This window comes from Tateyamaria sp., assembly GCF_059783535.1.
This window is the reverse complement of sequence record NZ_JBYNDP010000017.1, coordinates 35732-45798: the sequence shown is the minus strand read 5'-3', so window position 1 is coordinate 45798 and position 10067 is coordinate 35732. Positions and strand designations below refer to the sequence as shown.

At 58.4% G+C, this 10067-nt stretch carries 9 protein-coding genes; 1 reads left to right on the top strand and 8 read right to left on the bottom strand.

The window, feature by feature from the left end; genetic code table 11:
- Positions 1 to 4: 4 nt before the first annotated feature.
- Positions 5 to 559 (bottom strand): tetratricopeptide repeat protein, encoded by a 555-nt coding sequence (locus tag AC6RA8_RS05805; protein WP_500351177.1) that lies wholly within the window; start codon positions 557 to 559, stop codon positions 5 to 7.
- A 43-nt stretch (positions 560 to 602) separates the two neighbouring features.
- The gene (locus AC6RA8_RS05800) at positions 603 to 1103 is read right to left on the bottom strand and encodes an Lrp/AsnC family transcriptional regulator (RefSeq protein WP_500351176.1); all 501 of its coding nucleotides are present in this window, start codon (positions 1101 to 1103) and stop codon (positions 603 to 605) included.
- 82 nt (positions 1104 to 1185) lie between these two features.
- Between AC6RA8_RS05800 and putA the strand changes: the two genes are divergently transcribed.
- A complete protein-coding gene (gene putA / locus AC6RA8_RS05795; protein ID WP_500351175.1) occupies positions 1186 to 4599 on the top strand; it encodes a bifunctional proline dehydrogenase/L-glutamate gamma-semialdehyde dehydrogenase PutA in 3414 nt (1137 codons plus the stop codon).
- Positions 4600 to 4691: 92 nt separating this feature from the next.
- Here putA and plsY read toward each other — a convergent pair whose 3' ends face one another.
- From plsY to ribB, 6 genes are all read right to left on the bottom strand, one after another.
- The gene (gene plsY / locus AC6RA8_RS05790; protein ID WP_500351174.1) at positions 4692 to 5306 is read right to left on the bottom strand and encodes a glycerol-3-phosphate 1-O-acyltransferase PlsY; all 615 of its coding nucleotides are present in this window, start codon (positions 5304 to 5306) and stop codon (positions 4692 to 4694) included.
- A complete protein-coding gene (pyrC, locus tag AC6RA8_RS05785; protein ID WP_500351173.1) occupies positions 5307 to 6605 on the bottom strand; it encodes a dihydroorotase in 1299 nt (432 codons plus the stop codon).
- A 411-nt stretch (positions 6606 to 7016) separates the two neighbouring features.
- Complete coding sequence (locus AC6RA8_RS05780) at positions 7017 to 7292, bottom strand: amphi-Trp domain-containing protein (protein ID WP_500351172.1); 276 nt, start codon at positions 7290 to 7292, stop codon at positions 7017 to 7019.
- 448 nt (positions 7293 to 7740) lie between these two features.
- Complete coding sequence (nusB, locus tag AC6RA8_RS05775; protein ID WP_500351171.1) at positions 7741 to 8208, bottom strand: transcription antitermination factor NusB; 468 nt, start codon at positions 8206 to 8208, stop codon at positions 7741 to 7743.
- Positions 8205 to 8750, bottom strand: coding sequence for a 6,7-dimethyl-8-ribityllumazine synthase (locus AC6RA8_RS05770; RefSeq protein WP_500351170.1), 546 nt, complete (start codon positions 8748 to 8750; stop codon positions 8205 to 8207). Before AC6RA8_RS05770 ends, nusB begins: the two co-directional genes overlap by 4 nt.
- Positions 8747 to 9868: a 3,4-dihydroxy-2-butanone-4-phosphate synthase gene (ribB, locus tag AC6RA8_RS05765; protein WP_500351169.1), complete on the bottom strand. Its 1122-nt coding sequence runs from the start codon at positions 9866 to 9868 to the stop codon at positions 8747 to 8749. Before ribB ends, AC6RA8_RS05770 begins: the two co-directional genes overlap by 4 nt.
- Between the last annotated feature and the right edge of the window lie 199 nt (positions 9869 to 10067).

The window sequence follows — 10067 nt, the reverse complement described above, 5'->3', positions numbered from 1 at the left end:
GGAACTACAATTCCTGACCTTCCGGGCCAAGCGGCGCCCCATCTGCCAACAAATGACGTTCGGACAGCCACGGGTTGTTCACCAACGCCTGCTTAAGCTGCGCGCGGGCCTCTTCCCGTCGGCCAAGATTCATGAGCGTCAGCGCTCGTCCAGACTGCGCCCCTACATGGTCAGGAGAGATATCCAACGCCCGGTCCAGATCAATGAGTGCGGCAGAAAAATCCTCGCGCAGAAAGCTGATGAATGCACGTTGGTTGTAACCTTCCGCGTAGTCGGGACAGTAACTCACAAGCGTATCAAAGCTGTCATACGCACCGGCAAAGTCGAAACTGCTTCGTTGGCGCATGCCACGATCCAGAACCTCCTGAGCAGCGGCATCAGGTGCCCGCAACCACAATTGCCACATCTGGTCAGAGGCGGCTTGTCCATTGCGTTCGTCCGATGCAGCGTTCGCATCGGCAATCAACGCCTGCAAATCGGCAGAAATATCTGGTGTCGGCGGACATGTTTCCGCCAGTGCCGGACTGGATAACAAAAGGGCAACAATAGCATATCTCATAATCAAAAGAATGATGCCCGGCGCCGACCAGTCAAGTCTCGCGCTACTCCAACCCGGGCAACATAACCTCCTTGACGGCTTCCATGGCGACATAGGTCGATGTTGACGCAACATGGGGCAGGCTTGAAATCACATCTCCGAGAAATTGACGATACTGCGCCATGTTCCGAGTGCGGACCTTCAACAGATAGTCGAAATGGCTGGCGATCATATGGGCTTGCTCAATCTCTGGAATTTGCTGAACCGCCGTATTGAAGGCTCGCAATGCTGCTTCACGGGTGTCACTCAACCGCACTTCCACAAAGGCCACATGATCAAGCCCCAGTGAGATCGGATCAAGCAGCGCACGGTATCCCATAATGATCCCGGCTTTCTCCAATCGCCGCAACCGCGCTTGCGTGGGAGATTTGGACAGACCAATCCGAACCGCAAGATCGGTGATGCTGATCCGTCCATCCTCGGCAAGAGCGGTCAGAATCGATTGATCCAGCTTGTCCAATGCCTTTGGTTTCTTCGCTTGCGTACCCTGCGTCAAGATATTCATTTGTTCTGCTGTTTTCCCCAATTTCGATCATTTTACCTGATCAAGGGATGATACACTTGCCTAAATGGAAAAGGAAAGTGCCATGGTACGAGAAATGAACCGTGAACTGGCGACCCAGCTTGACCAAGGCAAGTATGGCGAACCCGAAGCCGTTCTCGCGGCCCTGATCCAAACAGCAAATCTGTCTACCAAGGACCGGAATGCGATCTGCGACAGTGCCGCGCGTTTGGTCACTGCAATTCGCACCCAAGCGGCACCGGGTCTGATGGAAACCTTCCTTGCTGAATACGGTTTGTCGACCGATGAGGGGATCGCTCTCATGTGCTTGGCAGAGGCTCTGTTACGCGTGCCGGATGCCGATACCATCGACGCGCTGATCGAAGACAAGATCGCGCCGTCGAACTGGGGCAAGCATTTGGGTCATTCGACGTCATCATTGGTAAATGCATCGACATGGGCGTTGATGCTGACCGGGCGCGTATTAGATGATGATCAGCCCGGCCCCATTGGGCACTTGCGCGGAGCGATCAAGCGATTGGGCGAACCTGTGATCCGCGCTGCCGTCTCCCGCGCAATGAAAGAGATGGGACGACAATTCGTGCTGGGCGAGAACATCGACAGCGCGATGGAACGCGCTGCGGGAATGGAGGCTGAAGGGTTCACATATTCCTACGATATGCTTGGAGAGGCAGCGATGACCGACGCCGATGCGCGGCGTTACCATCTGAGCTATTCACGCGCCATCTCTGCCATCGCGCGGGCGTGCACCAACACAGATATCCGCGAAAATCCAGGTATCTCGGTCAAGCTGTCCGCCCTGCATCCTCGTTACGAACGTGCGCAAGAGGCCGCGGTGATGCGGGATCTTGTGCCGCGCCTGCGGTCACTCGCCCTTCTTGCCGCATCGGCCGGGATGGGCCTGAACGTGGATGCGGAAGAAGCCGATCGCTTGTCCTTGTCCTTACAGATCATTGATGCGGTTCTGCGGGAAAAGGCACTGGCAGGCTGGGACGGGTTCGGCATCGTAGTTCAAGCCTACGGCCCCCGTGCCGGGGCCACTATCGACGCAATCCACGACATGGCCATACACCACGATCGCAAACTGATGGTGCGGTTGGTCAAGGGCGCCTATTGGGACACAGAAATCAAGCGCGCGCAGGTCGAGGGCGTTGCGGGCTTTCCCGTCTTCACACGGAAGGCCGCAACCGACGTGTCCTATATTGCAAATGCACGTAAACTACTGAGCCTGACCGACTGCATATATCCGCAATTTGCAACGCACAACGCCCATACAGTCGCAGCGATCCTCCACATGGCTGACGACCAACCTTTTGAATTTCAACGTCTTCACGGAATGGGTGAGGCGTTGCATAGCATGGTTCTCCGCGAAAATGGGACACGGTGCAGGATCTATGCGCCAGTGGGCGCCCATCGCGATCTCTTGGCCTATCTGGTGCGGCGGCTTCTTGAAAACGGAGCAAACTCCAGCTTCGTGAACCAGATCGTGGATGAGGATGTGCCGCCCGAGGCGGTGGCCGCCGATCCATTCGCCGCCTTGGAAGACAGCGCGATCACCATTCCAGACGGGCCTGCGCTATTCGCCCCCAAGCGACGCAATTCGCAAGGGTTTGACCTGACCCATACGCCGACCTTGTCGCAGATTGAAAGAGCGCGTCAAAAGTTTGCTGCGCATCAGTGGAGCGCGCACTCGCTCACTGTGAGAACGGGCGATGGTGCTGAAACACCAGTACTGAATCCAGCCGATCCGGAGGACGTTGTAGGCACCGCCCTTTGGGCAACACCGGACGTCGCGAAGAATGCTTTCGCAGACGCCGGGGCGTGGTCCGTCTCTGCGGAAGAACGCGCCCGCATCCTGAACGCTGCTGCCGATCTTTATGAGGCGGCGTTTGGCGAGCTCTTTGCTCTTCTCGCCCGCGAGGCAGGCAAAACGCTGCCGGACGCCGTGGCTGAACTGCGGGAGGCGGTGGATTTCCTCCGCTACTACGCAACACACGCGGACGGCAGTGCGCCCGCGGGCAATTTTGTCTGTATCTCGCCATGGAACTTTCCTCTGGCGATTTTCACGGGGCAGATTGCGGCAGCGCTGGCCGCCGGCAATGCCGTTCTGGCCAAACCGGCCGAACAGACATCGCTGATCGCGTTCCGAGCGATAGAGTTATTGCACCAAGCGGGTGTTCCGCACACCGCCCTGCAGCTGCTTTTGGGCGCGGGCGACATTGGCGCGGCTCTGACCCGCCATCCGGAGGTCAATGGCGTCGCCTTCACCGGCTCAACCGAAACCGCGCTGCGCATTCGCGCCAACCTGGCCGATCATGCAGCACCCGGCACACCCTTGATCGCGGAAACCGGCGGACTGAACGCGATGATCGTCGACAGCACCGCCTTGCCCGAACAGGTTGTGCGCAGCATCGTCGAGAGCGCCTTTCAATCCGCGGGTCAACGCTGTTCCGCCCTACGCTGTCTCTACGTGCAAGAGGATATCGCACCAGGGCTGACCGAGATGTTGATGGGGGCTATGGACGCTTTGAGCATCGGCACTCCTTGGCAGCTTGCAACCGACATAGGCCCCGTCATCGACCCTGCAGCGCAGACGGACATAGATGCACATATTGCCACCGCGCGGGCTAAGGGGTGGTTACTACATCAAATTGAAACCCTGACCCATGGGTATTTTGTAGCGCCAACTCTGATCCGCGTAGACGGTATCGAAGATATCGAGCGGGAAGTGTTTGGTCCGGTTCTACATATTGCGACCTACAAAGCTGCCGACCTTGATGCCGTGATCGACGCCATCAATGACACGGGGTACGGTCTGACTTTCGGCCTCCACACCCGCATTGATGACAGGGTACAACATGTGACGGACCGCATTGCGGCAGGCAATGTCTATGTTAACCGCAATCAGATCGGAGCCATCGTGGGCAGTCAGCCCTTTGGCGGACATGGCTTATCGGGGACAGGACCAAAGGCAGGTGGGCCCGATTATCTGCTGCGTTTCAGGGCGAAAGTATCCGAAAACTCATCTGAGACTTGGTCTGGTCCCTCCACGTTGCCGCCGCTGCCACAGAATTCGAACGCGGTTCAGGACAGCACCACACTTCCCGGTCCAACAGGTGAGTCAAACGTACACAGCCGCTCCCCGCGGCTTGCCCTGCTCTGCGCCGGTCCAGGCCCCGAAACAGCGGCCGCCCAGATGGCGGCAGTGACGGCATTGGGAGGTCATGCAGTTATGGCCACCGGTGAGATTAACGCCAAAGCGCTGACCGACGGCCCCGCCTATGGCGGTGTACTTTGGTGGGGTGAAATGGAACCAACGGGCCGCAACTTGGAAAAGGCGCTCGCCAAGCGCAACGGACCGATCATCCCGTTGATCAAAGGGCAGCCAGACAAGGCACATGTCTTCGTTGAACGGCATGTTTGCGTGGATACCACCGCTTCCGGTGGGAACGCGGCATTGCTTGGTGCAGCCAGTTGAGTAAACAGACGAATTTTTCGGGCGAGCACATAATCGCGTTCGGTCAGCTAGAATGATCGCATCTGCAGACGCATGCAAAGCAGCGACATCTCTCAGGCGCTTTTTTGACCGATCTTGGGTTCCGTGCCCGCCTTGATGCGACGGATATTTTCGCGGTGCCGCCAAAAGACCAGGAGCGTGAGGAAAACCCCGAGCAACAGTCCATCAGGCGCACCCAGAAACATCATCAGGAAGGTCGATGCCGCAGCCGCAACCAGCGCACCCATCGACGAAATGCGGGACAGGCCTGCACCGACAAGCCACGCAATGCAGGCGCCCAGCCCAACGGGCCAGTGCAGAGCAGTCAGCAGGCCAAGAAAGGTTGCAACACCTTTGCCGCCCTTGAAGCCAAGCCAGACCGGATAGCAGTGGCCCAGCATTGCCGCGAGCCCAGCTATCTGTGCCGCGTCTTCTGCTCCGGCAATCACTCGAGCGAGCAGCAAGGCGGCTGCCCCCTTCCCCGCGTCCAACACCAATGTGAGCGCAGCAGCCAGTTTGTTACCTGTCCGCAAGACGTTGGTGGCGCCAATATTGCCGGAGCCAATCTCGCGCAGGTTTCCAAGGTTCATCACCCGCGCCAATACCATGCCGAAAGGGATCGACCCAAGAAGGTAACCAACCACTGCCCAAAGGGCCAGTGTTGCTTGTGTGCTTTCAAGAAGGGGCATTCAGTCTCTTTTATATATGGATCGTCCAGCGACAAAGGTTTCCAAAACCTTACCCTGCATCCTTGCGCCGTCAAATGGGGTGTTGCGAGATTTGGAATGCAGTGTGGCACGATCCATCACAAAGGGTGCATGCGGGTCAAACATCACAAGGTCCGCAGGCGCCCCCACTGCCAGCCGCCCAGTCTCGAGCCCAAGGCGTTGGGAGGGGTTCAACGACATGGCACGCCACAATGTAGGCAGGTCGATTTGATCGGCGTGAAACAGGCGCATCGCAGCGGGCAGCAGTGTCTCAAGTGCAACCGCACCAGACGCGGCTGCTTCGAAGGGCAACCGTTTGCTTTCTTCATCCTGGGGCGTGTGCATCGAGCTGATGACATCTATCAGACCTGTCCGAACTGCTTCGGCTATCGCCACGCGATCCTCTTCGTCGCGCAAGGGCGGCTTGATCTTGAAAAAAGTGCGGTAGTCGGACACGTCCAACGCATTCAGCGCGAGATGGTGGATGGACGTCCCTGCGGTGATATCAAATCCATTGTTTTTCGCCCGCTCCAGCGGCGGCAGTGCACGTGCAACTGTGATTTGGTCAGCGTGGTAGCGCGCACCAGTCATCTCCACCATTGCGATATCCCGATCAAGCCCCATGCGCTCTGCCATGGGTGACACGGCGGGAAGGCCCCGTAGTGACGCAAACTTGCCCGACGTGGCCGCTGCGCCTGCACTCAAACCAGGATCCTGCGGGTGCCCAAGCACCAGCGCACCCAACGAACGGGCATAGGTCAAAGCGCGAGCGAATACCTTGCTTTCAGCAACTACCCGATCACAATCGGTGAAAGCGACAGCGCCAGCATCCAGCAGAAAGCCGATCTCGGTCATCTCGCGTCCCTGTCGCCCTTTTGTCAGGGCAGCCATGGGCAGAACATTGACTGGTGCAGCCTCGCGGGCACGGCGGATCACAAATTCCAAGGTCTCAGGATTGTCGATGACCGGGTCAGTATCGGGACGGGTGACCATTGTCGTCACCCCACCAGCCGCCGCTGCAAGCCCCGCTGAGCCAAAGCTTTCCTTGTGCCTTTCTCCGGGCTCGCACACCTTCACACCGACATCCACGATGCCCGGTGCCAGGAATTTGCGTTGGCAATCGACAATCCTGGAGAAGTCTGCGGTCTTGTCCGAGTTCAATTCAACGTCTTGCGCGAGACGCTCAGCGATCCTTCCAGAACGCACGACAAGCGCGCCTGTCGTCACTGTGCCCGCCTCCGGATCCACCAATTTGGCGTTTTTGAACAGGATGTCTGTCATGCTGGGCCCCGCGTCAGTGTGGCTTGATCCCGGTTCGGCAGTCGAAGAATGCAACCACTTCTCCTTGCGAACAACGCATTGAAGCCCGCTTTGACATAGAGACAGACTGGCATGATGCTCCGAAACCAAGACCCCGATTGCCTTGTCGGACAATGCAACCATTTTGTCCAGTGAACTGCGCAGGAGCGGTCCCCAAAGGTGCCCGCCGTACCGACGCAGGGTATCTGGCTGTATGGTCGGATTGTATGCGCGAAGGTGGCATCTACAAGGTCATCGTTTGCCAAAGGCGTATGGTACCGTCCGACCCAGCCGTCAGCTTCGGACTATCGCGTCCATGGAACTGACACTGATTTTTGCCTCGCAACTGACGCATGCAATGAACCTAGGCCCGCATTGCGTTGCTGCGCAGCTCTAACCCAACTCGACGGGACCGGTTGGAGCGTCACCATCATACCACTTCATCTCGACCTCAAGGCTATGCTGAATACCCTTATGGCGCTTCTCCTCATCCTCGACCTTCAACTCGAGCATCATTCGATCAGGCAAGCTCAGCACGATTTCTTCCTGACCTTTCCGCAGGATCACTTCGGCTGCATCGAGGCGATCGGCAAGGCTGCGCAGGAACGTCGCGACGTCGCTGCGGCTCTTTGTTTCCTTACTGCTGAAGAGAGTTACTTCACGGCCCATGATTTACTCCTAGATATGTCTTGGGGCGACTAAGAGACTGCGAGTTCATTGCGTCGAGTAAGGCAATTAAACTCTAATGTGAGTTGGGATTTTGAAAGGTGTGCTTCAAGCGACTCGCGGTGCGACACATGCACCCTTAAACTGACACAATTCGGACGCGCCACCGAGAACGAGCTTGTCTGGACACCCTTGCACCAGGCAGCGGCGTGCAATTTTCGCGGACTCTGCAAGGCCCCACTCGTTGCTGAAGCTCCTAAAAGGGTCAGCCCTTCACCCTAACGTGCTGTAGGAGTTTACTTCGACCTTCGGCTAGCAAGCGCCAGCGCGACACGCGATTGACCACAATACTTCGATGCAGCCGTTCAGCAACTTTATTCTATGAAACAAATGTGTTTCCGCGCGCCCAAGATCGAATTCATTTCAAACACTCGCGTTTGAAATGCCTGTGTCAAAACGCTTCCGGTCGTGCCTCTCGCGCCATGTGGTCGAGCACCGCGTTCACGAATTTCGGCTCTTTCCCCTCGGGGAAAAACGCCCGCGCAACGTCCACATATTCAACGATCACCACCTTGGGCGGCGTGCCCGTATCGCGGAATTCGGCCCCTGCCGCACGGAACAAGGCTCGCAGTGTCGGATCAATCCGCGCAATCGGCCATTTCGCCACCAGCGCCCGATCCGTCATCTGGTCGATCGGTGCCTGGTAATTCACCGCGTCATCCATGACCCGCGCGAAATGGTCCGGATCGCCTTCGGCCATCTCCTCGCCCTCATAGGACGCGCCAAAGCGGTGGTCCATGAACTCGACCTTGATCTGGTCGACGGTCTGCGCCGTCTGCTCCATCTGGAACAGGGCCTGCACGGCATAGAGCCGCGCGGCAGAGCGCATCTTGCGTTTCTGGTTGCCCGAAAGGGTCATGCGGTGGTGGTTCCTGTCTTACCTGCCAGCTGGTATTCGGTGGCCGGTTTGAACCCAACCCCCTTGCTGGAGCGGCCCCACTTACGGCTGAGCGCGATCAGGTGCAAGGCCGCAGCCGCAGCCCCGCCACCTTTATTATGCTTGGCGGGGTCGGCGCGCACTTCGGCTTGGTCGGTGTTCTCCACCGTCAGGATACCGTTGCCGATGCAGAGGCCCTGAAGGCCCAGAAGCTGGATGGCGCGGGAGCTGTCATTGCAGACCGTTTCGTAATGCGTCGTCTCACCCCGGATCACACAACCCAGCGCCACGTAGCCGTCAAAGTTCGACATCCGTTCGGCAATGCCGATGGCCGTGGGAATTTCCAGCGCACCGGGCATCTCGACCAGATCCCAGGTGGCGCCTGCGGCCTCGATCTCGGCCTTAGCGCCGGACACGAGGTTGTCGGCGATCTGCTTGTAGTAGGGCGACACGACGATCAGCAACTTGGTGGGCTCGTCAAAGCTGGGGCGGTCCAGCACGTGGTGGTCTATGGATGCCATCATTTCTCTCCGAGGATGGGGCGGGTGCCGACGATCTCAAGCCCGTAGGCGTCGATGCCCATATAGGTGGTACGGGGGCTGTCGGTCAGAAGGATCAGGCGCGACAGGCCCATATTGGAAAGCATCTGCGCGCCAAGTCCCGTATTCTTGACGATGCGCGGGCCCGGCTCTTCGTCGGTAAAAAGCGACTTGCGCGGTTCGCGGAACAGGCAGACGACACCACGCCCTTCGGCGGCGATCAGTTCCATCGCGCGTGGCAAGTCGCCTACAGGCTTGTCGCTGAGGCCCAGAATATCAGTCACCTCCGCCAGAGCATGGGTGCGCACCAGCACCGGCTCATCGGTTGTCAGATCGCCCTTGGACAAGGTGACGTGTTCAATGCCATAGGTCTGGTCGGTGAAAATCCGCATATCCCAGTCGCCACCATGCTGAGAGGTCACCATGCGCCGATCCGTTTCTACCACGAGGTTGTCGTGGCGGCGGCGATAGGCGATGAGATCAGAAATCGTACCGATCTTGAGCTTATGCTTAGCTGCATAGTCCACGAGATCGGGCAGCCGAGCCATCGTGCCGTCTTCGTTCATGATTTCGCAGATGACGGAGCTCGGGTAGTGCCCCGCCAGCCGCGACACGTCACAGCCTGCCTCCGTATGCCCCGCGCGGACCAGGACACCACCCTTGCGGGCACGCAACGGAAACACGTGCCCTGGCGTCGCCAGATCGGCAGAGGTAGCTTGCGGGTTCACAAGCGTCGAAATGGTCAGCGCACGGTCGCCTGCGGAGATACCTGTGCTGACGCCCTCCCGTGCCTCGACGGACACTGTAAAGGCCGTCTCGTGGCGCGAGGAATTGTGCATTGCCATCATGGGCAGGCCCAGATCGTCGATCCGCTCGGCGGGCAAGGTCACACAGATCAGCCCGCGTCCGTGGGTCGCCATAAAGTTCACGGCGGCTGCATCAGCGAAATTGGCGGGGATCACCAAATCGCCTTCATTCTCACGGTCCTCATGGTCGACCAGGATGAACATCCGGCCGTACTTCGCCTCTTCGATGATCTCTTCGATCGGCGAAATGGCAGCAGCGAGGTCAGTCTCGACCGGCCCGGGGGTTTCAAAGCTCATGGGTCACCTGTGGCAGCATTGTGCGCGACATAGAGGATCGAGCATATCAATACCAGTACTACGGTGCGCACAGAACCTGCGCTCTTTCTTGTTTCAGAAAAATCATCTGAGAAGGCGATGTACGCCACCGCGCTCTCGCCTCCCATAATGCGAGCACACCGGAAAAACGCCAGAAGCGGCGTCAGGCGCAGCCTGTCCT